25 protein-coding genes and 2 pseudogenes are annotated in these 25,945 nt (G+C 72.6%); 11 read left to right on the top strand and 16 right to left on the bottom strand.

Going from position 1 to position 25,945, the window contains the following annotated elements:
- Window positions 1-15: 15 nt before the first annotated feature.
- Window positions 16-726, top strand: coding sequence for an urease accessory protein UreG (ureG, locus tag ABZ622_RS16750; protein WP_360543966.1), 711 nt, complete (start codon window positions 16-18; stop codon window positions 724-726).
- Window positions 727-815: 89 nt separating this feature from the next.
- Window positions 816-1,547 carry an urease accessory protein UreD gene (locus ABZ622_RS16745; RefSeq protein ID WP_360543964.1) on the top strand — a complete coding sequence of 244 codons (732 nt, stop codon included), beginning with the start codon at window positions 816-818 and terminating at the stop codon, window positions 1,545-1,547.
- Between the two features lie 20 nt (window positions 1,548-1,567).
- On the opposite strand, the pseudogene ABZ622_RS16740 reads toward ABZ622_RS16745, so the two are convergent.
- A pseudogene (locus tag ABZ622_RS16740) lies at window positions 1,568-2,794 on the bottom strand (MFS transporter); the annotation flags it as partial.
- Window positions 2,795-3,029: 235 nt separating this feature from the next.
- Between ABZ622_RS16740 and ABZ622_RS16735 the strand changes: the two are divergent.
- Window positions 3,030-3,551 carry a DinB family protein gene (locus ABZ622_RS16735; RefSeq protein WP_360543713.1) on the top strand — a complete coding sequence of 174 codons (522 nt, stop codon included), beginning with the start codon at window positions 3,030-3,032 and terminating at the stop codon, window positions 3,549-3,551.
- Window positions 3,552-3,617: 66 nt separating this feature from the next.
- On the opposite strand, the gene ABZ622_RS16730 is transcribed toward ABZ622_RS16735, so the two are convergent.
- A complete protein-coding gene (locus tag ABZ622_RS16730) occupies window positions 3,618-4,664 on the bottom strand; it encodes a hypothetical protein (RefSeq protein ID WP_360543711.1) in 1,047 nt (348 codons plus the stop codon).
- 181 nt (window positions 4,665-4,845) lie between these two features.
- Here ABZ622_RS16730 and ABZ622_RS16725 point away from each other — a divergent pair.
- Window positions 4,846-5,425 (top strand): annotated as a pseudogene (locus ABZ622_RS16725) (dihydrofolate reductase family protein).
- Window positions 5,426-5,531: 106 nt separating this feature from the next.
- Window positions 5,532-5,963, top strand: a complete 432-nt coding sequence (locus ABZ622_RS16720; protein WP_360543709.1) for a nuclear transport factor 2 family protein — start codon at window positions 5,532-5,534, stop codon at window positions 5,961-5,963.
- 153 nt (window positions 5,964-6,116) lie between these two features.
- Here ABZ622_RS16720 and ABZ622_RS16715 read toward each other — a convergent pair whose 3' ends face one another.
- From ABZ622_RS16715 to ABZ622_RS16675, 9 genes are all read right to left on the bottom strand, one after another.
- The gene (locus ABZ622_RS16715; protein WP_360543707.1) at window positions 6,117-7,256 is read right to left on the bottom strand and encodes a zinc-binding dehydrogenase; all 1,140 of its coding nucleotides are present in this window, start codon (window positions 7,254-7,256) and stop codon (window positions 6,117-6,119) included.
- Window positions 7,253-7,555 (bottom strand): putative quinol monooxygenase, encoded by a 303-nt coding sequence (locus tag ABZ622_RS16710; protein ID WP_360543705.1) that lies wholly within the window; start codon window positions 7,553-7,555, stop codon window positions 7,253-7,255. The genes ABZ622_RS16715 and ABZ622_RS16710 overlap by 4 nt, the downstream gene beginning before the upstream one ends.
- 5 nt (window positions 7,556-7,560) lie before the next feature.
- On the bottom strand, window positions 7,561-8,220 hold the full coding sequence (locus ABZ622_RS16705) for a glycerol-3-phosphate responsive antiterminator (protein WP_360543703.1): 660 nt from the start codon (window positions 8,218-8,220) through the stop codon (window positions 7,561-7,563).
- A 70-nt stretch (window positions 8,221-8,290) separates the two neighbouring features.
- Window positions 8,291-9,844 carry an FAD-binding oxidoreductase gene (locus ABZ622_RS16700; protein WP_360543701.1) on the bottom strand — a complete coding sequence of 518 codons (1,554 nt, stop codon included), beginning with the start codon at window positions 9,842-9,844 and terminating at the stop codon, window positions 8,291-8,293.
- Window positions 9,841-11,514, bottom strand: a complete 1,674-nt coding sequence (locus ABZ622_RS16695; RefSeq protein ID WP_360543699.1) for a glycerol-3-phosphate dehydrogenase/oxidase — start codon at window positions 11,512-11,514, stop codon at window positions 9,841-9,843. The genes ABZ622_RS16700 and ABZ622_RS16695 overlap by 4 nt, the downstream gene beginning before the upstream one ends.
- 73 nt (window positions 11,515-11,587) lie before the next feature.
- Entirely contained in the window at window positions 11,588-13,159 is a 1,572-nt protein-coding gene (locus ABZ622_RS16690; protein ID WP_360543697.1) for an FGGY family carbohydrate kinase, read from the bottom strand.
- 100 nt (window positions 13,160-13,259) lie between these two features.
- The gene (locus ABZ622_RS16685; RefSeq protein WP_360543695.1) at window positions 13,260-14,714 is read right to left on the bottom strand and encodes an MFS transporter; all 1,455 of its coding nucleotides are present in this window, start codon (window positions 14,712-14,714) and stop codon (window positions 13,260-13,262) included.
- Between the two features lie 310 nt (window positions 14,715-15,024).
- On the bottom strand, window positions 15,025-16,578 hold the full coding sequence (locus ABZ622_RS16680) for an N-acetylmuramoyl-L-alanine amidase (protein WP_360543693.1): 1,554 nt from the start codon (window positions 16,576-16,578) through the stop codon (window positions 15,025-15,027).
- Between the two features lie 221 nt (window positions 16,579-16,799).
- On the bottom strand, window positions 16,800-17,516 hold the full coding sequence (locus tag ABZ622_RS16675; RefSeq protein ID WP_360543691.1) for a nitroreductase family protein: 717 nt from the start codon (window positions 17,514-17,516) through the stop codon (window positions 16,800-16,802).
- 302 nt (window positions 17,517-17,818) lie between these two features.
- Here ABZ622_RS16675 and ABZ622_RS16670 point away from each other — a divergent pair, with 302 nt between their 5' ends.
- From ABZ622_RS16670 to ABZ622_RS16655, 4 genes are all read left to right on the top strand, one after another.
- Window positions 17,819-18,052: an acyl carrier protein gene (locus tag ABZ622_RS16670; RefSeq protein ID WP_360543689.1), complete on the top strand. Its 234-nt coding sequence runs from the start codon at window positions 17,819-17,821 to the stop codon at window positions 18,050-18,052.
- Entirely contained in the window at window positions 18,049-19,299 is a 1,251-nt protein-coding gene (locus ABZ622_RS16665; RefSeq protein WP_360543687.1) for a beta-ketoacyl-[acyl-carrier-protein] synthase family protein, read from the top strand. Before ABZ622_RS16670 ends, ABZ622_RS16665 begins: the two co-directional genes overlap by 4 nt.
- A gap of 30 nt (window positions 19,300-19,329) precedes the next feature.
- Window positions 19,330-20,247 (top strand): alpha/beta hydrolase, encoded by a 918-nt coding sequence (locus ABZ622_RS16660; RefSeq protein WP_360543685.1) that lies wholly within the window; start codon window positions 19,330-19,332, stop codon window positions 20,245-20,247.
- 94 nt (window positions 20,248-20,341) lie between these two features.
- Window positions 20,342-20,842, top strand: coding sequence for an SRPBCC domain-containing protein (locus tag ABZ622_RS16655; protein ID WP_360543683.1), 501 nt, complete (start codon window positions 20,342-20,344; stop codon window positions 20,840-20,842).
- A gap of 3 nt (window positions 20,843-20,845) precedes the next feature.
- Here the strand turns inward: ABZ622_RS16655 and ABZ622_RS16650 are convergent, their stop codons facing one another.
- Together ABZ622_RS16650 and ABZ622_RS16645 are read right to left on the bottom strand one after the other, a co-directional pair.
- Window positions 20,846-21,214, bottom strand: coding sequence for a nuclear transport factor 2 family protein (locus ABZ622_RS16650; RefSeq protein WP_360543681.1), 369 nt, complete (start codon window positions 21,212-21,214; stop codon window positions 20,846-20,848).
- 140 nt (window positions 21,215-21,354) lie between these two features.
- Window positions 21,355-21,807 (bottom strand): DUF5709 domain-containing protein, encoded by a 453-nt coding sequence (locus ABZ622_RS16645; RefSeq protein ID WP_360543679.1) that lies wholly within the window; start codon window positions 21,805-21,807, stop codon window positions 21,355-21,357.
- Window positions 21,808-22,043: 236 nt separating this feature from the next.
- Between ABZ622_RS16645 and ABZ622_RS16640 the strand changes: the two genes are divergently transcribed.
- Window positions 22,044-22,274: a DUF6296 family protein gene (locus ABZ622_RS16640; protein WP_360543677.1), complete on the top strand. Its 231-nt coding sequence runs from the start codon at window positions 22,044-22,046 to the stop codon at window positions 22,272-22,274.
- Between the two features lie 13 nt (window positions 22,275-22,287).
- Here ABZ622_RS16640 and ABZ622_RS16635 read toward each other — a convergent pair whose 3' ends face one another.
- Together ABZ622_RS16635 and ABZ622_RS16630 are read right to left on the bottom strand one after the other, a co-directional pair.
- Complete coding sequence (locus ABZ622_RS16635; protein ID WP_360543675.1) at window positions 22,288-22,713, bottom strand: cold shock domain-containing protein; 426 nt, start codon at window positions 22,711-22,713, stop codon at window positions 22,288-22,290.
- Between the two features lie 139 nt (window positions 22,714-22,852).
- The gene (locus ABZ622_RS16630) at window positions 22,853-23,728 is read right to left on the bottom strand and encodes a DMT family transporter (protein WP_360543673.1); all 876 of its coding nucleotides are present in this window, start codon (window positions 23,726-23,728) and stop codon (window positions 22,853-22,855) included.
- Between the two features lie 127 nt (window positions 23,729-23,855).
- Between ABZ622_RS16630 and ABZ622_RS16625 the strand changes: the two genes are divergently transcribed.
- Window positions 23,856-24,998 (top strand): winged helix DNA-binding domain-containing protein, encoded by a 1,143-nt coding sequence (locus ABZ622_RS16625; RefSeq protein ID WP_360543671.1) that lies wholly within the window; start codon window positions 23,856-23,858, stop codon window positions 24,996-24,998.
- Window positions 24,999-25,023: 25 nt separating this feature from the next.
- On the opposite strand, the gene ABZ622_RS16620 is transcribed toward ABZ622_RS16625, so the two are convergent.
- A complete protein-coding gene (locus ABZ622_RS16620) occupies window positions 25,024-25,866 on the bottom strand; it encodes a LuxR C-terminal-related transcriptional regulator (RefSeq protein WP_360543669.1) in 843 nt (280 codons plus the stop codon).
- Window positions 25,867-25,945 lie beyond the last annotated feature (79 nt).

Raw genomic sequence — 25,945 nt, 5'->3', positions numbered from 1 at the left:
ACGCCCGACCGGCACATCGACCACAACACCCCGCACCTTCCGCACGACCACCCGCCGCGCGCCCTGCGCCTCGGTGTGGCCGGCCCGGTCGGCACCGGCAAGAGCTCGATCCTCGCCACCCTCTGCCGTGAGCTGGCCGGTGAACTCGCCATGGCCGTCGTCACCAACGACATCTACACCGACGAGGACGCCCGGTTCCTCCGCTCGGCCGGTGTTCTGCCCACCGAGCGCATCAGGGCCGTCGAGACGGGCGCCTGCCCGCACACCGCGATCCGGGACGATGTCAGCGCCAACCTCGACGCGGTCGAGGATCTGGAGGAGGCGTACGGACCGCTCGACCTGGTGCTCGTCGAGAGCGGCGGCGACAACCTCACCGCCACCTTCAGCCCGGCCCTCGCCGACGCCCAGCTCTTCTGCATCGACGTCGCGGGCGGCGGCGATGTCGCCCGCAAGGGCGGCCCCGGCATCACCGGCGCCGACCTCCTGATCATCAACAAGACCGACCTCGCGCCCCATGTGGAGGTCGACGTGGCGGCGATGGTCGCCGACGCGTCGCGGGCCCGCGACGGCCTGCCGGTCCTCGCGCTGTCCAGGCACGACCCGGCATCGGTGTCCGAACTCGCCGACTGGGTACGGGAGTTGCTCGTACGTCACCGCTCCGGAACCCACGTCCCCACCGACCCGGGCCCGATGGCTCCGCACAGCCACAGCCACGACCACTCGTGACGTTCACAACTGCCGATCCCGACGCCGATCCCGACGCCGATCCCGACGCCGATCCCGACGCCGGTTCCACCGGCCCCACGGTCGTCGCAGTGGAGCGCGACGGTTCGGGCCGCCACATCGCCCGCGAACTGCGCCCGGGCGCCTTCCTCGCGCCCCGCCCCCTGCTGCCGTCCCCCGACCGGCTGCGGATCGCCCTGGTCGGTACCCGGGCGGGCCTGCTCGCGGGCGACGATCTGCTGCTGGACATCTCGGTCGGCCCCGGCGCCCGGCTGGAGCTCGTCGAACCGTCCGGCCTGGTCGCGTACGACCATCGCGGCGGCACGTCGAGCTGGCGGGCCCGGGTCGACATCGCGGAGGGCGGTGAACTGTTCTGGGACGCCCGGCCGTTCGTGATCTCCACGGGCGCCACGGTCGAGCGCTCGATGACGGTCGCACTGGCGGCCGGGGCACGGATGTTGTGGCGCGACACCCTGGTCCTGGGGCGCTCCGGCGAGCGGGGCGGCGGTGTCCGGGCGACGACGCACGCCACCTACGACGGCGGCGAGCTGCTGGTCGAGGACCTGGACCTCAGGGACCCGGACATGCGGGAACTCCCCGGCATCCTGGGCCCCAACCGCATCATCGGCTCCGTCACCGCACTGGGCACCGACCCGGGCGTCCGGCCCCACCCGTACCGCATGGACCTGGCGGGGCCGGGGGCGCAGATACGGCTGCTGGACACGGTGGCACCCGCGATCGAGGCGGAACTGGCCGCGGTCTGGGAGGACTGGAGCACACCGGAAGAACCCGGTGTGCCCGCCTCCACGGTCACGAACGCCTGACCGCCCCCCCGCGCCACAACTGCCGCGCACAACAGGGCGGGTACCGCAGCGAGCGCGAAACAGACGCCCGGCGGCAGGCGGTCCACCAGCAGGCCCACCGCCGCGGCGCCCGCCGACGACCCGGCGTTGACCGCGGTGTTCACCCAGGCACCCGCCTGGGTGCGGCTGCCCGCGCCCACCGACTCGTCCGCGATGAGATACGCGGTGGTGAGCGCGGGCGCGATGAACAGCCCGGCCAGCGCGGCGAGCGCGGCCAGCACGTACACACCGGGCGACAGCCCCGCTCCGACCACGGCGACGCCCAGCCCGGCGGCCAGCAGCGGCAGCCTGACCCGGTTCGACGCCCGCCAGGAGACGGCGCCGTAGGCGATCCCCCCGACCGCGCTTCCGGCCGAGAGCGCGGCGAGTACCCACGACACCGCCCCCGCGCCCTGATGGCGCTGCTCGGTGAACGCCACCACCAGCAGGTCCAGGCCCCCCAGGCACAGCCCCACGGCCGCCGTCACCAACACCGCGTGCCGCAGTTCGACGATGCCGAGCAGCCGTTGCCCGGCCGGCGCCTCATCCCGCCCGGCCGCCTTGTCGTGCGCCTTGTCGTCCGCCGTGCCGTCCGGCGGAGCGGCGTGCGTGCCGCGCACCGCCGGTGAGGACACCAACGCCATCGTGCCCACGAAGATCAGCCCGGCGCTGATCGCGATCCCGGCCGCGGGCGGGGCGCACCCCACCACCACTCCCACCAGCAACGGACCGCTGACGAACAGGAGTTCCTCGGCTACACCGTCCAGGCTGTAGGCGCGCCGCAACAGGTCCCGGTCGGCGACGAGACCGCTCCACAGGGTCCGCATCACCGGCCCCAGCGGTGGTGTGAAGGCTCCCGCAGCGGAGACCAACGCCCCGAGCAGGAACACCGGGGCCCCCGGCCGCCAGGTGGCGTACGCGAGGGCGGCCAGCAGCACCGCGTAGACCCCGGCCATCGGCGGCAGGGCCCGGCGCGGCCCGTAGCGGTCGATCAGCGCGGCACGAGTGGGGGAGAGGAAAACACTGGTCGCCCCGTAGAGCGCCATGACGGTACCGGCGACGGAGTACGAGCCGGTGCTCGCGTTCACCGCCAGCATCAGCGAGAGCGAGATCATCCCGTACGAGAGCCGCCCCAGCAGAGCGGCACCGAAGGTGCGGGCGGCATGACGGGTGCGCAGGACTGCGGCGTACGAAGGCGTGCGCGCAGGCACGGGTGATGGGGAAAGCATGGATTCGTTCCTCGTGAGGGCAGCGCGGCAGAGGGCGCTGCGGGCATGCGGGGACACCGAAGTGCCGCACCCGGCCGGAAGCGGGGGTGCGGTCGGTACGGGGTCCTACGCACGGGAGAGGAACATGGCGGCCAAGGTATCAGGGCGACAGGACCGGAGGGAGGTGGCGTTCGGCGGCCGCATCCGCCGCCGGGTGATGTGAGGTGTGACATCGGCTCGGGTAGCGTCGGCGCCCATGTCACCCTCCTCGTACCCCTCCCGCATGCGCCCGGACTTCGAAGCGGACGAGCGCGGCCAGCTCGTCGGGTGGCTCGACACACAACGCGCGACGGCCCGCTGGAAGTGCGAGGAGCTTTCGGAGGCGGACGCGCACCGCGCCGTTCTGCCGTCGTCGCCGCTCATGACGATGGCGGGTGTCATGTCACACCTTCGCTGGGCCGAGCACCTCTGGTTCGAGGTCGTCCTGCTGGGCCGTCCGGCCGTGGGGCCGGCGTTCGACGAGCCGGAGGACTCCGACATGAGGGTCGAGGGCGTTCCGCTCGCGAAGCTCCTCGACGACTACGACCGGCAGGTCGCGGTGTCGAACGAGATCTTCGCGGGACGGTCGCTCGACGACGTGGGCCGGCACCCGGACTTCGAGGCGTCGGGCGCGAGCCTGCGCTGGATCATGTTCCACATGATCGAGGAGACCGCCCGGCACGCGGGCCACCTGGACGCGATCAGGGAACTCCTGGACGGCCGGACCGGCCACTACTGATCCGCTCGCCGCCCTTGCCGCTCCCCACGGCCCCACGGCCCCACGGCCTCTCGTCCGTCGCCCGCGTCAGCCGGTGATGCCGGTGTTGGCCGCCAGGATCGCTCCGGCGGTCCGCCGGAGCTCGGGGAGGAAGCCGATGACCGCCTCGCCCCGGCGGAGCAGGTCGTCGGTGGATGTGATGCCGAGGTCGGCGACCGCCTCCAGGAAGGCCGGGAGGCGTGCCCGGTGCAGTTCGGGGGCGTCCGCGGACAGTACGGTGTGACATCGCGCGAAGGTCGCGATGATCCAGAACACCGCCTCGCGGTGGTCGCCCCGCTCGATGAGATGCCGGCTGCCATCGATGGCGACCGGCCGGGCCCCGGCGGTGATGTCGCCGCTGAAGAAGAACGGCGTACGGGCGACCTCCGCCGCGGCGTCGAACGTGCGGGCCAGTTCGTCCAGGTGGTGCCCCGTCCTGGTGGCCGACAGCCGTGCGCACCCCAGGAGCTCCAGCAACTCCGGGTACAGCCGCGCCTGCCCGTAGGTGTCGAGGACTTCGCGGGCCGCCGGGTAGCGGAGCCGGACCGTGGGGTTGCGCAGCGCGGCGACCAGCAGGACATGGGTGGTGACCCCGGTGGGAAACAGCCACGAGGTCACCTGTTCGTGGAACGGCGCGGCGGTGTCGAAGGCGGCGAGGCGGGTCTCGATCCGGCGTTCGGCGTCCAGGCATCTGCGGCGCACCCAGCCCCGCTCGGCGAACCGGCGCGACACGTCCGCCCGTAGCTCGCGCAGCCGGCCCGTGGGGTCGTCGACGACCGTGTCCCGGCGGAAGCCGCCCGCCAGGTGGTACGAGGAGAGCACCCCGTCCGCCGAGGCGAGTTCGTCCCACGCCAGATGGCTGACCTCCAGCAGCGCGCCCCGGAAGCGGAACTTGCCGGGCCCGGCCGGCGGGCCCGGTGCGGCGGTGACGACCACCACGTCCACGTCCGAGTACGGGGAGAGTTCGGCGTCCTCCGGCAGGCCCACCGTGGAGCCGCTGAAGAAGGCGCCACGGAAACCGGGATCGGGCCGGGCGTGCTCGGTGACCCACTGGACCGCGGCCGATCGGGCCGTACCGACTCTCACTCGGAACATCCTTTCTCCGGGATCTCTTTCGTCCGGGACCTCTTTCCTCCCGGGTATCACCGTATGCCGGTCCTGGCGCGGACCGCGCCCGCGAAGCGTGTCACTCGTTGCCGGGCGCGTGGCGGAGGCGTCAACTGCCGGGGCGCCGGGCAACCGTGTGGCACAACGCCTCCGGCGGGAGAGGATCACGATGCGGAAGGTCATCCTGATGATGTCGGTGTCCCTCGACGGCTTCATGGAGGGGCCGGACCGCGAGCTCGACCGGCACCTGGTCAACGACGAACTGCACCGTCACTTCAATGACGATCTCAGGGCCATGGGCGGCATCCTGGACGGCCGGGTGACCCATCAGCTCATGGCGGACCACTGGCCGGCCGCCGACTCCGATCCGGCGGTCACCGGCCCCGAGGCGGAGTTCGCCGGCATCTGGCGGGACATGCCCAGGACCGTGTTCTCCCGGACCCTGGAGCGGGCCGACCGGAACACCACGATCAGACGGGAGGTCGACGCGGAGGAGATCAGGGCCCTGAAGGCGCAGCCCGGCGGGGACGTGTGTCTCGGGGGCGCCGATCTCGCCGCGACCTTCATGCGGCTCGACCTGGTCGACGAGTACCGCATCTACGTCCATCCGGTCCTCATCGGCCGGGGCAAACCCCTCCTTCCGGCCTCGGCGAACCGAACCGCACTCCGTCTGACGGGAGACCCGGGAGTTCGGCAACGGGGTCGCGCTGCTCCGTTACGGCCGCCGCGCGGTTGCTCCAGCGGAATGAACTCGCCGGGCCGGGACGGTGTCCGACCGGTGCTGTGCCACGTGGACCGGGACCCTCTCCCCGTATAACGGCCGCACCATCGCGAGACCCCACGAAAGGACCGGCGATGACGCTCAGTGTCGAGGACCGGCTGGACATCTCCGAACTGCTCGCTCTGCACGGACACTTGGTCGACAACGACGAACTGGACCGGTTGGACGAGCTGTTCACCGACGACATCGTCTACGAAACCTCGAACCTCGGGCACGGAGAGCTGCGCGGGCTGGCCGCCTTCCGGGACATGGCGCGGGCACGTGCGGGCAAGCCGGGCGCCCCCGTCGGCCACCATGTCAGCAACATCGTCCTCACCGAGGCCGGGGACGGCCGGGTCCACGCGCGGTCCAAGGGGATCGGTGTCGGCGCGGACGGCGAGTCCGGAAGCGTGACCTACGAGGACGTGATCGTGCGCGGAGAGCACGGATGGCGCATCTGCCGGCGCAGTATCACCCTGCACTTCACGCCCGCCGGCGCACCGGACACGGAAGGGGCCGGCGGCTGACGGCGGGCGGCCGACAGCCGGCGGCGCCCCTCGGAAGAGCAGGGGCGCCGCCCGCCGTGGCCCGGCCCGCCCGCCGTGGCCCGGCCCGCCCGCCGTGGCCCGGCCCGCGCGCCGGGCGTGCCGCATGCCCGGTGCCGTGGCAGGACCCGGGCGTCAGGCGTTCAGCAGGCCCGAGGTGTCGATGACTTGACGGATCGCCCGGCCGGAGGCCAGCTCCTCCATCGCCGCGTTGATGTCGGACAGCGGCAGCGTGCCGGTGTGCATCAGCTCCACCGGCATCAGGCCCGCCCGCCACAGCTCCAGGAACCTCGGGATGTCGCGGCGCGGCACCGCGTCGCCCATGTACGAGCCCAGCAGGGACTTGCCCTCGCCCGCGAACGCCAGGGCCGGTACCTCCAGCACCCGGTCGGGAGCGGGCAGGCCCACCGAGACGACCCTGCCGCCCCGGGCCACCGCGCTCAGGCACTCGGCCATGACCTTGGGGCTGCCCACCGCCTCTACCGCCAACTCGGCTCCGCCGGAGGTGAGTTCGCGGATCTGCCGCACCGCGTCGTCGGGGGCGTACGCATGGGAGGCACCCAGCCGGAGCGCCAGCTCGCGCTTCTCCCGGACCGGATCGACCGCGATGATCGGATACGCGCCGGCCGCACGGGCGCCGAGCACCGCGGACAGGCCCACCCCGCCCAGGCCGTAGACCACCGTCGACTGCCCCGGACGCAGGGCCGCCGTGTTGATGACCGCGCCCGCGCCCGTCAGGACCGCGCAGCCGAACATCGAGGCGACGGCGAACGGGATGTCCTTGGGGATCGGGACCACCGACTCCTGGGCCAGCACCGCGTGTTCGGAGAACGCCGAGACGCCCAGCTGGTGGTGGACCGGGGCACCGGAGGCGTCGGTCAGCAGCGACGGGCCGTGCAGCAGCGCACCCGAACCGTTCGCCGCCGCGGCCTGTGCGCACAGGGCCGGGCGGCCAGCCGCGCAGTCGCCGCAGAAGCCGCAGCTCGGTACGAAGACCAGCGCCACGTGGTCACCGGGGGAGACCCGGCCGACGCCGGGCCCGGTGTCCTGGACCACGCCCACCGCCTCGTGACCCAGCGCCATCGGCAGCGGACGGACCCGGTCGCCGTTGACCACCGAGAGGTCCGAGTGGCAGAGCGATGCGGCCGCGATGCGTACCAGCACCTCGCCCTCGCGCGGGGCGCCCAGCTCCAGCTCCTCCACCTCGACCGGACGGGACTCGGAATACGGACGGGCCGTCGACGTCCCGCGCAGCACCACCGCACGGGTCTTCACGCGACCGCCTCCGGACGCGGGGCGCAGCGCAGCACGTCGCGGCTCTCCAGCAGCGGGACGACCCTGCCGAGCACGATCTCCTGGAAGTGCGGGGTGGCGCAGTGCTCGGTGAAGTCGGCCTCGGAGGTGTACTCCTCGTACAGCACGATCGCGCGCGGGTCCTCGGTGCCCTGGTGGACCCGGTAGGCGAGATTGCCGGGCTCCTCGCGGGAGGCGGCGGCCATCGTGTCGAGCAGCGGGAGAACGGTGTTCTCCTCGCCCTCCTTGGTGCGGTAGCGGGCTACGACCACGTATGTCATGGGGGTTACTCCTGGGGTGGGGCGGGCCTCTTGAGGGCGCCGGGCGGGACCGGCGGCAGCTGGTCGCGGCGCAGGTGCCAGAGGCGGGGGTCGGACGTGGCGGCCGCGGCCGAGCCGAGGGCCAGCGCGAGCGCCACGTCCGCGGGGGTCTCCACGAAGCCGGCGGCCACCGATGGGGACATCGCGCGCTGTGCCTGCGCGCTCATCCGGGCGATGATCGGGGCGGGCATGATCTCGACCAGGTCCGGCGCCCCGCGCGAGATCGCGTCCGTGGAGCGGCGCAGATTGGACCGGTCGGTGACGAACACCTTCATCATCGTCAGCAGGCCCAGCGGGCGGCCCTTCTCTATGAGGGAGAGCCGGGTGCTGACCACGCCGTGCGCGCCCATGTTCTTGATGAACTCCAGCGCGCCCCGGTCCTGAGCCAGACCGGGGCTGCTGTCCACGTTCACGAACACGGTCTTCCCCGCCCGGCCCAGCGCCGGTACGACCTGGGGCAACTGCCCCACGGCGAACGAGGCGAGGATGCACACCTTGGCCGGTGCGGTCAGGAACTGCCGCAGCGGCTGGGTGCCGACGACCGACGCGACGACCGGCACCTCGGCGAACGCCGCGGTGAGCCGGGGGTCGAGCGCGGCACCGGACCGGGAGGGGGAAGGGCTCATGGCAAGGGCCTGCCTGGGGAAGGGGTTCGTGGCTGCTGAGGTCCGGGCCGTGTCGTCACACGGCCCGGCGTCAGTTCAGCGGAGACGTACCGAATCGGCTGGGAAGGCCCAGTTTGCCAGGGTTGAGAATGCCGGCCGGGTCCAGGGCCTTCTTCACCGCGACGAACGTCGCGAAGCCCGCCCCGAGGGATTCCTCCAGGTAGGGGCCGCGCAGCAGCCCGCAGCCGTGGTGGTGGCTGAGCGCCGCCGCGTGCTCGATCAGCACGGCGTTGGCGGCGTCCCACACCGAGCGGTACCAGTCGCGGCGCGACTCCGGTGCCACGTCGCCGCGCAGCGAGAAGTAGACGCAGGCGCCGTCGGTGTACGCGTGGGACTGGTGCGCCGACGCGGCCAGCGTGCCGGGCACCGACTGGATCGCGGCGACCACCTCGTCGTAGATCACCGGCAGATCGGTCCAGGACGCGGCCATCTCCAGGGTGTCGGCGACGAAGCCGGGACCGGGCTTGAAACCGTCGGCGGACTTGCCGACCAGCATCCGCTCGTCCAGCCAGCGCTCGAAGACCGCCTTGCTGTCCAGCTCGGGTCCGTACGACTCGCAGACCTCCCTGGCCACCTTGATCGACGCGTCGACGACGGCCGGGTCGCCCTCGTCGGCGACGAGCAGCAGGTTGGTCTCCGGGTGACCGAAGTGGGTGCCCGACTCCAGGGCGTCGTACAGCCGCAGCACGGCCGGGGTGGCGCCGCGCTGCATGATCCGGCGGCAGGCGTCCAGGCCCTCGGCGAAGGTCTTGAAGCCGTACGCGACGGCGTCGGCGTACTCCGGCAGCGGGTGGACCCGCAGCCGGGCCGAGACGATGACACCGAGGGTGCCCTCGGAACCGACGAACAGCTGGCGCAGGTCCGGGCCGACCGCGGCACGGGCGTAGTCGCCGTAGGTGGCACGCGTGCCGTCCGCGTGCACGACGTCCACGCCGACGACCATGTCCTCGATCTTGCCGTACCGGGTGGAGAGCTGACCGGCGCCGCGGCAGGCGATCCAGCCGCCGACCGTGGACACGGCGAACGCGGACGGCCAGTGGCCGGTGGTGACGCCGTACTCCTCCTGGAGCTGCTTCTCGAAGAGGTCGCCGAACATGCCGGCCTGGACGTCCACGACGTTGGACTCGGCGTCGAAGCCGGTGATCCCGTTCAGCCCGCAGACGTCCAGGACGACGCCGCCGAAGACGGGCAGCGCCGCGCCCGTGACGTTGGAGCGGCCGGCCGACGGGGTGACCGGGACGCCCGCCTCGTGGCAGATCCGCAGCACGGCCGCGACCTGGTCGGCGTCGGCCGCCTCGACGATCACGGCGTGCGGCGTCGCGGGACGGCCCTCGGTCTCGCCGATCATCGAGCCGGCCCACCAGTCACGGGTCCGGGTGACGACCTCCTCGCGGGCGGTGTGCACCGCGTGCGCGGCCTCGCGCAGCGCCTCGATCACGGTCTCGGGTACCTCGACCGGGTCGACCTGGAGGGCGGCCTCGCCGTCCCCGATCGGGGTGTTCTGCGCCCACTTGGCGAAGCTGGGGGCACCGATCGTGTAGTTGCCCCGGTTGAACGGGTGGGTGATGGTCTGACGGCTGATCATGCTGCTGCCCCTTCGAGGAGTACGGACTTTTCGTGACGGACGGCTGCGAGGTACTCGGAGACCGAACGCTCCACCTCGGCCTGGGTGAGGTTCAGTTCCCGGCCGAGGATCGCGCCGACGGCCTGGGCCGCGTCGGCGGACGCGTCCCGGGCGAACAGCCGGGCGCGCATCCGGCGCGAGAGCACGTCGTCGACCGAGCGGGCCAGTTCGGCGCGGGCCGCGTACACGACCTCCGCCCTGGTGTACGGGAGTCCCGCGACGATCGGCTCGGCCAGCGCCGGGTCGTCCTGGATCAGGTCGCCGACGAAGCGGGCCTCGGTGCCGAAGCGCTCGCCGAGGTGGGCGGCGATGCCGCCGGAGGCCGCGACGGCCTCGGCGTCGTAACCGGCGCCGCCGAGCAGCGGCAGATCGGAGGTGCGGCTCTTCGCCCTGCGGCCGAGGACCGTCATCACCTTGTCGATGACGAGTTCGCCCATGTGCCGGCTGGTGGTGAGCTTGCCGCCGGTCACCGTCACCATGCCGGTGCGGCCCACGGTGATGTGGTGGTCGCGGCGCATGTCGAGCGTGGCACCCTCCTTGCCGCCGACCAGCGGGCGCAGACCGCCGATGGAGCCGACCACGTCGTCCGGGGTGAGCTTCCCCTCGAAGGCGGTGTTGGCGCCCTCCAGCAGGAAGTCCATCTCCTGGCGGGTGCAGTGCACATCGTCGGGGGAGCCCCGGTAGTCCTCGTCGGTGGTGCCGAGCACGACGCTGTTGCCCCAGCGGGTGCAGGTCGCGCGGCGGGCCCGGCCGGGGATCGGCACGGTGACCGTGCAGTTGATCCGCACCTTGTCCCACGGCACCACGATGTGGACGCCCTTGGCGGGGCGGACCTGCGGCTTGTGACCGTCGTCCGCCTTCGCGTCGAGCTCGTCGGTCCATACGCCGGTGGCGTTGACGACGGCCCGCGCCCGGATGTCGAAGCTGTCGCCGTCCGCCGAGACCCGGGCGCCGGACACCTTGCCCATCTGCATCAGCAGACCCTCGGCCCTGGCCCCGTTGAGGATCGTCGCGCCGAGCGCGGCGGCGGTCCGGACGATGGTCAGCACGAGCCGGGCGTCGTCGGTGCGGGCGTCGAAGTACATCAGCCCGCCCTTGAGGTTCTCCGCACGCAGCGTCGGCGCCTGCGCGAGGACCTCGGGAACGGTGAGCCGCTGGTGCAGCTTCCCGATCCGCCAGCCGCCGACCAGGTCGTACGTCCACAGCAGACCCTCGAAACCCTTGGCCAGGCGGGCGTCGAAGATGCCCTCCTTCTCCAGGATCGGGAAGAGGAACGGCAGCCGGTGCACCAGGTGCGGGGCGTTCTTGCGGAAGCGGTGCCGCTCCAGGAGCGAGTGGCGGACCAGGTTGACGTTGCCCTGCTCGATGTAGCGCAGGCCGCCGTGCACCATCTTCGAGGACTTCGACGACGTACCGGAGGCGAAGTCGTCCTTCTCGATCAGCGCCGCGCGCAGCCCGCGCGAGGCCGCGTCGAGCACGGCGTACGCCCCGGTGATGCCGCCGCCGATGACGAGCACGTCGTACGTGTCGTCGGCCAGCCGGCGCTTGAGGGCTGCCCGGTCGAGCAGCAGGGGCGTTCGGCGGGTCGCCGCGGCGCTGCGCCGCGGCTTCCGGGCGGGCATGGTGATCACAACATCAACTCCTGGTGTTTCGGTGCGGCGGCCGCGTGGTCGGTACCGGCCGCCGGGTGACGGTCGGGGGCCGTCAGTGGGGGGTGTGAGGTTCGGGGGCCCGCAGGGGGAGCAGCGCGGGGTCGTTCAGGTGGGCGATGAGCACGTCGCGCCAGGCGGACCGCTGGGCGGCGCGTTCGGCCGCGGTGATCGCGGGTTCGAAGATCCGGCCGAGCGGCTGGGCCTCGACGACCTCTTCGAGCGAGGACCACAGGCCCTGCGCGACACCCGCGAGATAGGCGGTGCCCCGCAGACTGGCGGTCGCGGAGTCGGAGACCCGCTCCAGCGGCAGGCCGGTCAGGTCGGCCTGGGTCTGCATGAGCGGGTCGCTGCCGGAGACCCCGCCGCCGACCCGGAGCCGGGTGAACGGAGTGCCCATGGTGTCGGCGACGCCGTCGATCAGGTCGCACACCGAGTGCGCGATCCCGTCGAGCACGGCGCGGGCGAGATCGGCTCGGGTGGTGGCGAGGGTGAGCCCGGTGAGGGCGGCGGTGGCCTCCGGGTGCCAGACCGGCGTACGGACCCCGGCGAGTGCCGGGACGAAACGCGGGGTGCGGCCCGGCCGGGTGGGGACCCGGCCCGCCTCCTCACCGAGCTCCTTCGGCGATGCGAACAGGCCCAGGTCGTCGCAGAGCCAGTTCAGCGCCGAACCCGCCGTGGAGGTGTACGCCTCCAGGCTGTAGTGGCTGATGTCGCCCTGCCGCCGGCCGGGCTGGGCGAGCACCCCGGAGATGTCCGGCCGGGGCAGGGCGGGCGTGGTGCCGGTCGCCGCGTCGACGAAGGCGCCGGTCCCGTAGACGCACATGCCCTGCCCGGCGGCGAGACCGCCGAGCGCGACGAGTGCGGCGTGCTGGTCGCCCATGGAGGCGGCCAGCGGGACGGCGATGCCGAGGGCGGCCGGGTCGGTGGTGCCGAAACCGGCGTCGTCGGAGCGGAGCTCCGGGAGCAGGTCGAGGGGGAAGCCGAGGTGGCCGATCCACTCCTCGTCCCAGGCGTGCCGCTGGAGCAGATAGCCACCGGTGGAGGCGGCGTTCGTCGGCGTCGTGGCGTGCACGGCACCGCCGGTGAGGCGCCAGATCAGCCAGGTGTCGACGGTGCCGAAGAGCAGCCGGCCCTCCCGGTGCGCGGCGGCCACCTCCGGGTGCGCGGCGATCTGCCGGGCGGCCCAGAGGAACGGTGCGCGGGCGCCGACCGGCCGGCCCTGGCGGGCCAGCAGGGCGGTGTCCCACTCCGCCTCGTACGAGGTGAGGTCGGCCGCGTACCGCCGGTCCTGCCACACCACCGCGGGCAGCAGCGGCCGCCCGGTCACCCGGTCCCACAGCATCGCGGTGGCCCGCTGGGTGGACAGCGCCACCGCGGTGATCGTGATGCCCTCCTCACGGGCCCGGCCGACGGCCCGGCGCGCCACCTCGACGGTGGCGGTCCAGATCTCCATCGGGTCCTGCTCGACCGACAGGTCGTCCGGATGGCCGACCTTGATCGACCGGTAGAACACCTCGTGCGCGGCGCCGGAGTCGAGGACGACTCCGGCCCGGGTGCCCGTGGTGCCCTCGTCGATGGACAGCACACCGCGCCGTGCGGCGGCGCCGGGGAACGTCTGCGTCATTGCAGCCCTTTCATTGCGAGCATCGCGAGCGAGCCGTGCGAGGAAACGGGGGAGGGGAAGGGAGGGGACCATCGTGTGGTGCGACGGGCCCGGCGGCCGGTCAGCGCGCGGTCACGGACCCGGCGGATTCCGGTGAACCGGCCGGCGCGGAGCGGGCACCCCGGTCCTGCCCGGCGGCCTCGTCGGGGGAGGCGGCCTTCGTCGGGTCCCACTTGATCGCCAGACAGGTGATCAGGCCGAGCAGCGGCACGACGGAGAGCACCAGGAAGGTGTCGGCGAGCCCGAGGGAGTCCTTGATCTGCGGGAAGACGTACAGCCCGACGACACTGCCGAAGCTGCCGACCATCCCGGTGACACCGGTGCCGAGCGCCCGGACGTCGCTGCTGTACGAGAGCGCGGCGATGGACTTGCCGTTGGCGCCGGGGCCCGCGGAGTGGCAGAGGATGAACAGCACCGGCAGCAGGAACGCCACGGCGGTGGGCACCTTCTCGAAGGTCAGACCCATCGCGAGCAGCGCCACGAACACCCCGGCGAAACCGGCGGCGGAGCTGAGCCGCAGCCCGAGCCGGCGGCCGAAGTACGCGGAGAGCAGACCGCCCGCGATGCCGAAGGCGTTGAAGACCATCGAGCCGATCGTGGCCTTCTCGAAGCTCTCGCCGAAGATCGTCAGGCTGATCAGCGGGAGGTACCAGCCGACCGCGAAGTACTGCATCGACTGCCCGAGCGAGATGACCGAGGAGAGGACCGTCCGCGGCAGGTACTCGCCCTTGAAGAGCACCCCGGCCTGACGGAAGCCGATGGCGGGCGCCTCGGTGGCGGCGCGAGTCGCCTCGTCCGGCTTCCCGGCGACGGCCTCGATGCCGTAGATCCGGTCCAGGTTGACCACGGCCTCGTCCAGCCGGCCCTTGCTCGCCAGCCAGGTGGGACTCTCCCGCAGCATCAGCCACTGGCCCAGCAGCAGGGCGACGGCGACGACCGCGGCCGAGCCGACCGACCAGCGCCAGATGTCCGCGCCGACGTCCAGGTTGAAGAAGACCAGGGCGAGCGCGAGATTGCTGGTGGTGGCGACGTACCAGACGGCCTGCCACAGGTTCAGCCGACCGCCCAGCTTCGCGGGCGTGTACTCGGCCAGCAGCGCCATGGCGACTGCGAAGTCGATGCCGTAGGCGACACCCACCAGGACCCGGCCGAGCCAGACCACGGTGAAGTCACCGGCGAAGGCGGCCAGCAGGGCGCCCGCGATCGCGAACACCTTGGCGATGAGCAGCGGGGGGACGCGGCCGATCCGGGTGGCGAGCCAGCCGCCGACCGGGTTGAAGATGATCGCCAGGGCCGGAGCGGTGGCCGTGAGGATCGAGACCTGCGTGCTGGTGAGCTCCATCTGGGACGTCATCGGCCCCAGACCGGCGCTCAGCGCGGCGTTCGAGTAGGCGTCGAGGAACAGCCCGCCGAACACGAGAAACCAGATGACCTGCGCCCGGCCGGTGATCTTTCCCAGCCCATCGATGAGCGCAACGACGTCGGCGACGCCTTTGACGCTCGGACGTTGTGCCATGAATCCGCCTTCGAGGAAGACCCATCGGCGGCACGGGGAGCACAAAAAAACAGGCATGACGAAACCACCGACAGGTGGTCTATGTCTGTGCCTGTCAAAACACTGCGGAAAGCGCCGCAGCACGTGAACTGCAAGGAATGCGAACTACGCAGTGAGGTTAAGAACGCGCCAGGAGAAACGTCAAGGGTTTCCGGCAGGTTACTTGAACGTGACATGGCTCCCGGGGAACAGGGCCGTCGGCGTGGCGGGGGTGTGCGCGGGGCGGGGCGGCCGTACCGGCACCGCCCCGCCCCACCTGCGCGGACGGCCGTCAGCGGCCCGTCTGCAGCGCCGTCCAGGTGCCAGGACCCACCAAGCCGTCGGCCGTCAGGCCCCGGCTCGTCTGGTAGTCGCGCACCGCCGTCACGGTCGCCGGGCCGAAACTGCCGTCGACGCCCACCGTCGAGCCGAGCGCGGCGGTCAGCGCGCGCTGGAGCCGCTTGACCTCGTCGCCCGAGGCGCCCTGCCGGAGGCTCGGTGTAGCGCCGGCCGACAGCAGCGCGGTCCAGGTCCTGGCGTCCACCACACCGTCGGCGTTCAGCCCGCGGGCCGCCTGGTACGCGGTCACCGCGGTCCTCGTGGCCGGCCCGAAGCTGCCGTCCACGGCCCCCGCGGAGTAGCCCTGGTCGTTCAGCAGCGTCTGGACCGCCTTGACCTGGGCGCCCGTCGAGCCGCTCTGCTGGGTCGCGTACGAGGTGAAGCTCAGCCCGTCGGCGCCCTTGCCGCCGCCGGCGGCCCCGCCGACCAGCTCCATGTAGCGGTTCCAGTCCCAGTAGGGCCCGGGATCGGTGTGGTCGTTGCCCGGCGCCTCGCTGTGCCCGATGATGTGTGCCCGGTCCTTGGGGATCCCGTAGCGGTCGCACAACGACTTGGTCAGGGCCGCGGACGAGCGGTACATCGTGTCCGTGAACCAGGACGGGTCGTCGATGAACCCCTCGTGCTCGATGCCGAGCGCCGAGGCGTTGGCGCTCTTGGCGTGGTACGCGGTGTCGCTGTCGCGCACCGTCTGGGTGATCTCGCCGTCCGAGGAGCGCACCACGTAGTGGGCGCTCACCTCCGCGGCCGGGTTCTGGAACCAGCTGATCGAGCCCGCGTACGAGCCCTGCGTGACGTGGACGACCACCTTGTCGATCTTCGCCGAGCGGCCCGCCGCGAAGTTGTTCGGGTCGGCGGGCACCCACAGCGCGGACGGGTAGTCGGGGCTCTGGGTGCGTACGTCGGAGGCGGCGAGCGCACCCTTGTGCGGGGCCACCGGACGGCTCGTCACCGAGATCCGTTCGCCGCCGGGGACGACCGCGTCGAGCCCGGCGGCCAGGAAGGTGTAGACGGTGTCGGCGTAGAGGGCGGCGGCGGGGCCGCGCGCACCGCCGTACCGGGCGACGGCCGGGTACCAGGCGTCGATGTCGTCGCGGTCCCGGGCGTCGAGGCCGAGCTTGTCCGCGTAGCCGCGCAGCACCGCCGCGCCGCCCATGATGTTGGCCCCGGTGTCGGTGCGCAGCTCGGCGAGCGGCTTGCCGGTGAGGGCGGCGGCCCGCTCCAGCGTCCGGTTCGTGGGGTTGCTCACCAGGTGCATCACGCCGAAGCCGCCCGCCTGGCTGGGGCGCCCGGAGTGGCCGTCGAGCCGGGTCTCGCCGTAACCGACGGCGGCGAGCAGATCGCGCGGTACGTCGAACCGCGCGGCGGCCCGCGCGAACGCCCGGTCCATCGGGTGGCCGTCGTCCGGAGCGGCGAAGGCCGGCGTGCCGGTCACGGTCAGGACGGTGGCGGTGAGGGCCGCCAGGACGGATGCGCGGCCCTTTGTGTGGGCGGCGGCGCGGCTGGGCATACCTGCTCCTGCTCGGTGGGGGGAAAGAGGACGGCCCCCGGGCCGAGTGGGGTGGGCCGAGGGCCGTGAAGCCCGCTCAGCGTATCCATCGGTTCAGGGCATGACAATCATTTGCCTGGCGTGTCGAACTGCCGTTCACTCCAACGGAGTTGATGCGGAAGCCGACGGCCTGCCCGGCGAACGGACGGACCGTCACCGGGCAGGACGTCGGCGGGGCCGCCCTACCAGCGGTCGCGGTGGATGACATCGGCCACCGGGCGGCGCCGCACCGGGCCGAAGTTGCCCCGCGGCCATCCGACCGGAATGGCGGCGTAGGTGTGCATGTCCTCGGGGATGCCCAGGGCCTCCTTCCATTCCTGCTCCAGCATCAGGTGCCAGATGGTGATGTTCGCCGCGAGCCCCAGGGCCCGCGCGGCGAGCAGGATGTTCTGCACGCCCGGGTAGACACAGGAGCCCTCGGCGAGCGCCTGGAAGCGTGTCCGGGTGCTCACCATCCGCTCGGTCGCGGCCGGACCGAGCGCCTGCGCGGAGGCCAGCAGCCCCTCCTCGTCCAGCCGCGGCTCCGGGAACCGGTAACAGGGCACGATCAGCGCCGGGGTGTCGGCGAAGTGGTCGCGCTGGTACTCGATCGCGGCGACCATCCGGCCGTACGCCGCGTCGTCCATGCCCTTCGGGGCGTACTTCCCGGTCGTCGCCAGATAGGCGTCCACGCACCGCTTCCACAGCGGGGCCAGACGGGCCATCACCTCGCGGTCGGTCACCACGACGTACTCGTAACACTGCATGTTGCCGCCGCTGGGGCCCCAGACGGCGGCCTGTATGAGCTGCTCCAGTGTCTCGTCCGGCACCGGTTCCGGCTTCAGACGGCGCATCGCGCGCATGGTGGACATCGTCGGGAAGAGCGCGGGCCCGTCGGCGGGGGGCGTGTCGATCGTCATGATCGCGGAGTGTACGGGCCGCGCACCGGCCGCGGGAGGCCCGCCGGCCGGGCCCGAGGCAGGGGGCCGGGCTGGTTCGCTCCCGCCGTCGTGGCGGCCGCCGCGGACCCTCGGGGCCGGTCGCCGTGAACCACCGAAATCGCACACCTGGACAGCAGCCCACCGCACGGGGGAACGCGGACCGGCTTCACCTTCGCGAAGGCGTATAAATGGTTCCTCCGGAGACCAGCCGGCGTCCCCCCGATGGCACTCACACCTCACGCGGCAGGGCGTCACCGCGTACGAGAACGCAGGAGCGCCGCATGAGCACGGCAGAAGAGATCAGCACCTTGCTGGTGGCGAACTTCGGCACCGATCCGCTCGAAATCCGGCCCGAGGTGTCGCTCCGTCACCTCTGCCTCGACTCACTGGCGTTGGAGGAGCTGCGGCTGATCATCGAGGACCGGATGGGCGTCGACCTGGACGATGTCGAGCTGACCTCGCGGGACACCATCGGCAGGCTCGTCGACGTGGTGCACCGCAAGGCAGCCGCGTGACGGGCCGCCCGTACCGCCCCGAGCCGTTCGCCGCCGCCGTCACCGGGATCGGCATGGTCACCGCCGCGGGCATCGGGGCCGAAGCGACCTGGCGCACGGTGTGCGAGGCGTCGACCGCCCCGTCGGTGCCGCACCGGTCCGAACTCCGCGACCTGCCCTGCGACTTCATGTACACCATCACCGGCCTCGACCCCCGGGCACTGCTCGGAGTGGCGACCGCGCGGCTGATGGACCGCTTCTCGCAACTGGCCGTCATCGCCGCCCGCGAGGCCGTCGCCGACGCCGGACTCGACCCCTCGGTCTGGGACGGCGGACGGGTCGCCGTGGTCATCGGCTCCGCCCACGGCGGACTGCCCTTCTACGACGAGCAGCACACCACCCTCATGGAACGCGGCGCACGCCGGGTCTCCCCGAAGCTCGCCCCGCTCACCGTCGTCAACGGCGCGGCCAGCAGCGTCGCCACCGACCTCGGCGCCCTCGGCCCGAGCCAGGCCGTCTCCACCGCCTGCTCCTCCGGCACCGTCGCCATCGGCACCGCCCACCAGATGCTCCGCACCGGGGCGTGCGACATCGTCATCGCGGGGGGCGCCGAATCGGTCTGCTCCCGGCTGCTGATCGCCAGCGCCTGCCAGCTCAAGGCCGTCTCCACCCGGCGCGACGACCCCGAGGCGGCCTGCCGCCCCTTCGACACCCACCGGGACGGCTTCGTGGTCGGCGAGGGCGCCGGGCTCCTGGTACTGGAGCGTCCGGAACACGCCCTGGCCCGCGGCGCCACCGTCCGCGCGCACATCGCCGGCTACGGCGCCTCCAGCGACGCCCACTCCGCCGTCGCCCCGGACCCCGAGGGCCTGGGCATCGAGCGGGCGCTGCGCTTCGCGCTCGCGGACGCCGGAGTCGTGGCCCGGGACATCGGCCATGTCAACGCCCACGGAACCTCGACCGTCTCCAACGACCTCATCGAGGGAACGATGCTGCACCGGGTCCTCGGCGAACACCCCCTGGTCACCTCGACGAAGGCGATGACCGGACACACGCTGGGAGCCGCCGGCGGCATCGAGACCGCACTGACCGTGCTGGCGCTGGAACACCGGCTCGTACCGCCCACGGTGAATCTCGACTCGCCGGACCCCGCGATCCCCGTCGAAGTGGTGAGCAAGGAGGCCCGGCCTGGAACGTTCGACGCGGCCGTCAAGACCTCGCTCGGTTTCGGCGGACACAACGCCGCACTCGTTCTCACCAGGGCCTGACCCGGAAACCCAAGAGGCAGGCGAACCACCATGGCCGACGAGATCATCCGGACCCTGACGGTGGAAGGGCTGCGCTACGGCTACCGGGTCCTGAGGCAGCCCTCGCCGCGCACCGAACCGGTCGTCATCCTCGGCGGCGCGCTCCAGGGCATGTACGGCTGGCCGCAGATGGACGACCACCTCGGCCCGCTCACCTCCGTGGTCACCGCAGACCTGCCCGGCATGGGCGACGCGGACCCGCTTCCGCCCGGTGCGGGCGACGACGTGCTGCACGCCGCCGTCACCGGGATCATCGACGATCTGAACGTGCCGAGGGCCAACCTCTTCGGGTTCTCCTACGGCACCTCGATCGCCTTCGGCTGCGCACAGCAGCATCCCGGCCGGATCGCCCGGCTGATGCTCGGCGGGGTGCCCGCCCACATCACCGAAGAGCAGCGGAACCGGTGGGGCCGCGCCGTCGACCGGCTGGAGACCGGTGACCTGGAGGGGCTGGCCGGACTGGCCGCCGGGGTGCTGATGTGCCAGGACCCCGAACGCAAGGTGCACCGCGGCGAGTTGGCGCGACGTTATGTGAGGCGCTCGTTCCTGTACGCCCTCACCCACTCCCCGCACGCCGCCCGGTCGCTGCACCGGGCGCTGGGGCACCGCCCGGACTTCTCCGGCGGGCTGGCCGGCGTACCGGCCCTGGTCTTCGCGGGCGAGCACGACACGGTGACCTCGCCGGAGCGGCAGCGTGCCTTCGCGGCCACGATCGAGGGCAGCAGGTTCGCCACGATCGGGGAGTCCGACCACTGGGTGGTCCTGGAGCGTCCGGACGACGTCGCGGACCTCGCGGCCCGCTTCTTCACGGACCGCCCGCTGGAGCCGGCCCCCGGCCTCGCCGCGCTCCCGGCGCAGTCGCGGACCCCGCGCACACCGGCCGGCCGGGACTTCGCCGACACCCCGTAGGCCCGGTTGGCCCCGCCGGGTGTCGCTCCGTTCGACGGACACTGCCCGGCTGCCTACGGTGGAGTCCGGGAGAGGGACTCCGGAAGGAACGGTCATGGGCAAGCCCGAGTTCGTCTACGTCATCTACATCCAGACCACCGCCGAGAAGCTCTATCAGGCGTTGACCGACCCCCAGTCGATCAAGGTCTACATGGGCGGTTACGGCCCCGAATCGAGCTGGGAGACCGGGGCGCCGGTCCGCTGGAAGATGGACCCGGACGGCGAGTTCGAGGAGACCGGTCAGCGGGTCCTGGAAGCGGCCCCCGGCAAGCGGCTCGCGTACACCTGGCACACCCTCCAGCCCATGCACCGCCAGATGTTCGACTTCGCCTCGGACGAGGAGTGGGAGCGGGCCGTCCGGGAGCGGTCGAAGGTCGCCTTCGACATCGAGCCGGCCGAGGAACCCGAGATGGGCATCAAGCTGACCCTCACCCACGACGGGTTCGACAGCGCCGACAGCAGGATGCTGGAAGGTGTGAGCGGCGGCTGGATCATGATCCTCTCGACGCTCAAGACCCTGCTGGAGGGCGGCAGGTTCCTCGACGAGCCGGCCTGACGCTCAGGCGCCGGGCACCCGGTCGAGGAAGCCGCTGACCGAGGTGATGCGCCCGTCGTCGGCGAGGGTGATCACATCGAAACCGGCGACCGGCGCCGAGCCGTCGGCGGTGGAGACCAGCTCCCAGCCGAAGCGCACGATGTCGTGGTGTCCGTCCGGTGTGCCGGAGAGCCGGAACTCGAAGCCGGGGAACTGCTGATGGGCGCCGTCGACGGCGGCCGTGAGCTCCTCGTGGCCACGCACATCGGCCAGCGGGTCGGTGTACGTGGCGTCCTCGGTGAAGGCGGCCGCGACGGCCTTCGCCAACTCCTCGTCGGTGGCCGCGTTCCAGGCGGCGAAGTAGCGCTGAACGGCCTCGTCGTATGCGGTCATCGTGCTGCCCTCTCCTCGCGTCCCGGCTCCCTGGCCGGGCCCTTGTGTGCTGGTGAGGAACACGATGTCCGAAGGCGCGCAGGGCGTCGATTACCTCCGGGGTAATGGCCCGCGCGGCCGGGGCGGGGAGAGGCGCCGTCTCAGATCCGGCCGTCCGACACCACGTGCATGGCGGCTTCCTCCGCCGACGCCGCGGCCCCGTCGATCCCCACGTCCTCGCCCGCCATGGTGTCCGGCTCGTCGATGTCCAGCTGCCGGGTGAGCCGGCCGGCGCGCACCGTGCCGACCTCCGCGTCCCAGAGCTCGCCGTCGCCGCCGGGCAGGTCCCCGAGGCCGTCGCCGACGCTGTCGGAGGACTCGGGCAGTTCGCGGGCCAGGCGGCCCTCCAGCGACTCGCCGTCGTGCTGTTCGGCGGCCGTGGTGCCCCGGTCCTCCACCGCCCACGGCCGCTCGGGCGGGGAGTAGCCCTCGTCGAGCGCGTCGGTCAGCTGCCGGTCGTCAAGGGTGTCCTCGATGTCGAGCTGCTCGGCGAGGTCCGAGGCCTCCGGCTGCTGGGGCTGGTAGACATCGTCCCCCCTGTCGGCATCCATCATGGCGTTGTCCCTTCCCGAATCAGGGGATCCCGGGCGTGCATGCCGTGCACACGGCTCGGGAGAAAAGGGGATCATTACTGCGGTATGCACCCGAGTGCTGTCGAACCGCCCGTATGGCTTCAGGATAACGGTCTCCGGCCGGGGAGGGCCGCTGCTCGGGCGCCGAGGGCCGGTCGGAGGGACCATGGAAGATGCGGGCGGAACATGCCCTGCCCCATCCGCAACGGAGAACGGTCATGGATTACCCGGAGAGCTACCAGTTGGTATTTCAGGCGTCCGCGGTGGAGGACGACACGGTGACCGTCCGGCGCACGGCACAGTCGGGGGCGGGCGGCTTCCCGATCTACGAGGACGAGACCGGGATCGTGCGCGCGGAGATCAGCGACCAGGGCGAGGTGCGCATGCTGGCCACCGGCGGACACCAGGTGCTCGGCACCCCGCTGGTGGTGCGGGAGCCGAGCGGCTGAACCCCCGCGCCGGTCAGCCCTCGGTCCAGCCGTGGTTCTTGGCGAACTGGAGCAACCCGCGCCGGATCTGCAGGATCTGAGCACCCGTCAGTGAAGGTGCGGACTCCAGCAGCACATCGGTCACGTCCCTGGTGTACTCGGCGGCGCTGAGCACATCGCACAGGGCGTCGTCGTCGGGCACCCCCGAAGCGGAGACGGCCACGGGCCTCGGCGGAGTCAGCGGCTTCCCGTCGGGCCCCTCGGCGAGCCGGACGGACGACGCCTTCAGCCCCCGGTCCCCGTCCTCGATCTCGAACTCGACCGCCGTACCCGTATGCACGTAGGACTCGGGGATCAGCATGTCGTTCACATGGAGGAAGACGTCCTCACCCCCGTGATCGGGTGCGATGAAGCCGTAACCCCGAGTTCCGTCGAACCGCACAACACGACCAGAAACCACACCGACCCCCAGAAAAGAACCGGGCCCCTTGCCCGTACACCACACATGGCCCGACCGGAGAATAGCCCCGAGCGGCCGGGCGGCGCGACCCGGTCGGGAGCAAACACCGCCGCCCGGGGCCGGGACGCCGGCGGCCCGCTCATCTGACCCGGGGCGCGGGCGGCGCCGCGTTTCCGGCCGCCAGCGGGGAGCGGGCCAGCTCGGCACAGCCCGCCGTGATCAGGACGAGCGCGACCAGCTCCGGCAGCACCCACCACCCGGTACGCAGCTCCTCGCCGAACAGCGTCACCCCGTACACCACACTGATCAGCGCGTCCCCGAGGGTCAGCATCGGCTGCACGGCGACCAGCGTGCCCGCCTGGAGGGCGTTCTGGAGGAGGAACAGGGCGCCCACCCCGGCCACCGCCGTGGCGTACAGCTGCCAGGAGGTCAGGAGCGCCGCCGCCCCGCCGCCCCCTTCGAGCCGGGCCATCGCGTCCTTCATGAGCGCGGCCGTCAGGGCGTACCCGCACGCGGCGGCGAGGCCGAGCAGCGCGCCCCGGGGGTTGCCCCGGCTGCCCAGGGCCGCGCCGATCAGCGCCGCCTCGAAGAGCCCGGTCAGGATCAGCGCGGGGATCCAGGCAACTCCGTGCACGCCCGTACTGCCGCCGCCGGGGGCCGCCGAGGCCATGCCCAGGGCCAGCCCGAGCGTCACGGCCGCCACCCCGTACCAGACCCGCCGGGGCAGCCGGACGCGCATCACGAACGCGGCCATCAGCAGCGTGGCGGGCAGCTCGATCACGAAGATCGGCTGGACCACGGCGATCGGCCCGGTGGCCAGTGCCACCGCCTGGCAGACGGCCGCGACGATCACCAGGCCGATCCCGGCGAGCCACAGCCGCTGGCGCACCAGGTGTCCGATCAGCGACAGGCGCATCGCCTCGCTGTCGGGGACGGTGCGGGCGGCACGGCGCTGGAGCACGGAGGCGGCGCCATTGCTGAGCGCGGTGAGGACGGCGAACAGGACACTGATCACCGGACCATGATGCGGGCGGCAGCCCGCCGATCCCGGGTCCCGCGGCACGGCGGCATGGCGGGTCACGGACGGCGCTCGATCCCGGAAGAGGACCGAAGCTGTCCGCAAGGCCGCGTAGCGTGCACCCATGGTTGTCAGGAAGAACGCCGCCGCACCCGCCGTGCTCTCCCCGCGCGCGCTGAACCGCGCCACACTGGAGCGTCAGCTGCTGCTGCGCCGCGCCGCGATGTCCGCGAAGGACGCCGTGGAGCACCTGGTCGGCCTCCAGGCGCAGAACGTCAGACCGCCCTACTACCAGCTCTGCGCCCGCCTCGAAGGCTTCGACCCGGCCGAGCTCGCCGGGCTGATGGAGTCCCGCGAGGCGGTCCGCATCGTCACCCTGCGCTCCACCATCCACCTGCACACCGCCGCCGACGCGCTCACCCTGCGCCCACTGGTCCAGCCGGCCCGCGACCGGGAGCTCAACACCTTCCGCAAGGGGCTCGTCGGGGTGGACCGGGACCGGCTCAGGTCTCTCGGCAGGCAGTTCGTCGAGGAGCGGCCCCGTACGCCCAAGGAGATCCGCGAGGCGCTGCTCGCCGAGTGGCCCGACGCGGACCCGCAGTCCCTGGGTGTGGCCGCCCGCTGTCTGCTGCCACTGGTCCAGGTGACCCCTCGCGGGGTGTGGGGCAGGAGCGGCCAGGTCGCGCTGACCACCGCCGAGCACTGGCTCGGTGCCCCGTCGCAGCCGGCCGCCGCGCCCGAGGCCGCGGTGCTGCGCTACCTCGGCGCCTTCGGGCCGGCCTCGGTGCGGGACATGCAGACCTGGGCCGGGCTGACCCGGCTGCGGGAGGTCTTCGAGCGGCTGCGGCCGCGGCTGGCCGCCTTCCGGGACGAGAACGGGGTCGAACTCTTCGACCTGCCGGACGCCCCGCGCCCGGACCCGGACACCCCGGCCCCGCCGCGCTTCCTGCCCGAGTTCGACAATGTGCTCCTCGGCCACGCGGACCGTACCCGGGTGATCCCGCCGCAGTACCGGGGGCGCAACGGGAACGGCAACCAGGCGTACGGGACGGTGCTCGTCGACGGGTTCCTCGCGGCGGTCTGGCGGCTGGGCGACGGGGCCGGCCGGGCCGCCCTCACCGTGCAGCCGCTCGGCGCCCTGAGCCGGGCGGAGCGCGACGCGGTCGCGGAGGAGGCGGCACGGATGCTCTGCGTCATGGCACCCTCGGCGGGCGGTGCCGACGGGCACGACATCCGGTTCGGGACATTCGTCGACTTCGGGGAGTGAAGCGGGCGGGGATTCGCGGACGCGGCTACGGCAGCAGCCCCGCGCGCCGGGCCGCCACCACCGCCTGCAGCCGGGTGTGCGCCCCCAGCTTGCGCATCGCCGACCGCAGATAGCCCTTCACCGTCTCCGGCCGCAGCCCGAGCCGCTCCGCCGCCACCCCGTTCGTCGCCCCCGCCGCCACGCACGCCAGCACGTCCAGCTCGCGGGGGGCCAGCTGGACCGCGGAGGGCCCGGGGGTGCGGGCCCCGGCCGCCGAGGCGAGGAGCCCGCACACCGTGAGCAGCTCGTCGCGCAGGGCCGGGTCGACGACCTTCGGGACCAGGGCCCGCAGCTCGCGGTGGGCCTCGCGGACGTCCTCCCACGCCTCCGGGGCCGCCCTCGGGTCCGTGACCTGCTCCCGGGTCACGGACAGCAGCTGCTGCACCTCGTCCCGCACCACCAGGGCCTGCTCCACGTCGCGGGCGGCGGCGACCGCCGCGTCGAACGTGCGGTCCCCGAGCGTGATCGGCTCGCGCAGCGCCCCGTAGAGCACACCGCGCACCTTGCGCCGCACCACCACGGGCACCGCCACCACCGAGCGCAGCCCCTCCGCCGCGACCGCGATGTCGTACTCGTGGCTGATGTGGCGCGAGGAGTGGTAGTCGGTCACCGCGCACGGCCGGGACAGGGCGATCGCCTTGCCGCCGAGCCCGCTGCCCGCCGAGATGACGAGCCCGCGCAGGGCCGTGGTCTGCGCACCGTTCAGCTCGGCGATCCGGGCATGCCGGGCATCGGCGAGCAGCCCGCCGAAGGCCACCGGCAGCCCACTGCTCCGGCGCAGCCGCAGCAACGCCGCCTGCATCTCGACCGCATCGACGGATTCCGGCACGCTGACGCCCTCCTGCCCGGCTCCGGGGGCTCGGCCACCCCCTCGCTGCACCCCCGTTCGGGGGTGGTGAGACCTGGGT

This window comes from Streptomyces sp. NPDC007164, from assembly GCF_040634135.1.
Lineage (GTDB): Bacteria > Actinomycetota > Actinomycetes > Streptomycetales > Streptomycetaceae > Streptomyces > Streptomyces sanglieri.
This window is presented reverse-complemented; position numbering and strand designations above follow the sequence as displayed.

Excerpts from the sequence above, each read along its gene's own strand:
- ABZ622_RS16700 (WP_360543701.1), bottom strand. The coding sequence starts at position 9,844 with ATGATCAGCCGTCAGACCATCACCCACCCGTTCAACCGGGGCAACTAC.
- ABZ622_RS16650 (WP_360543681.1), bottom strand. The coding sequence starts at position 21,214 with ATGACCGCATACGACGAGGCCGTTCAGCGCTACTTCGCCGCCTGGAAC.
- ABZ622_RS16655 (WP_360543683.1), top strand. The coding sequence starts at position 20,342 with ATGGGCAAGCCCGAGTTCGTCTACGTCATCTACATCCAGACCACCGCC.
- ABZ622_RS16705 (WP_360543703.1), bottom strand. The coding sequence starts at position 8,220 with ATGAGCCCTTCCCCCTCCCGGTCCGGTGCCGCGCTCGACCCCCGGCTC.
- ABZ622_RS16660 (WP_360543685.1), top strand. The coding sequence starts at position 19,330 with ATGGCCGACGAGATCATCCGGACCCTGACGGTGGAAGGGCTGCGCTAC.
- ABZ622_RS16680 (WP_360543693.1), bottom strand. The coding sequence starts at position 16,578 with ATGCCCAGCCGCGCCGCCGCCCACACAAAGGGCCGCGCATCCGTCCTG.
- ABZ622_RS16625 (WP_360543671.1), top strand. The coding sequence starts at position 23,856 with ATGGTTGTCAGGAAGAACGCCGCCGCACCCGCCGTGCTCTCCCCGCGC.
- ABZ622_RS16645 (WP_360543679.1), bottom strand. The coding sequence starts at position 21,807 with ATGATGGATGCCGACAGGGGGGACGATGTCTACCAGCCCCAGCAGCCG.
- ABZ622_RS16720 (WP_360543709.1), top strand. The coding sequence starts at position 5,532 with ATGACGCTCAGTGTCGAGGACCGGCTGGACATCTCCGAACTGCTCGCT.
- ABZ622_RS16730 (WP_360543711.1), bottom strand. The coding sequence starts at position 4,664 with ATGTTCCGAGTGAGAGTCGGTACGGCCCGATCGGCCGCGGTCCAGTGG.
- ABZ622_RS16640 (WP_360543677.1), top strand. The coding sequence starts at position 22,044 with ATGGATTACCCGGAGAGCTACCAGTTGGTATTTCAGGCGTCCGCGGTG.
- ABZ622_RS16670 (WP_360543689.1), top strand. The coding sequence starts at position 17,819 with ATGAGCACGGCAGAAGAGATCAGCACCTTGCTGGTGGCGAACTTCGGC.
- ABZ622_RS16710 (WP_360543705.1), bottom strand. The coding sequence starts at position 7,555 with ATGACATACGTGGTCGTAGCCCGCTACCGCACCAAGGAGGGCGAGGAG.
- ABZ622_RS16735 (WP_360543713.1), top strand. The coding sequence starts at position 3,030 with ATGTCACCCTCCTCGTACCCCTCCCGCATGCGCCCGGACTTCGAAGCG.
- ABZ622_RS16690 (WP_360543697.1), bottom strand. The coding sequence starts at position 13,159 with ATGACGCAGACGTTCCCCGGCGCCGCCGCACGGCGCGGTGTGCTGTCC.
- ABZ622_RS16675 (WP_360543691.1), bottom strand. The coding sequence starts at position 17,516 with ATGACGATCGACACGCCCCCCGCCGACGGGCCCGCGCTCTTCCCGACG.
- ABZ622_RS16685 (WP_360543695.1), bottom strand. The coding sequence starts at position 14,714 with ATGGCACAACGTCCGAGCGTCAAAGGCGTCGCCGACGTCGTTGCGCTC.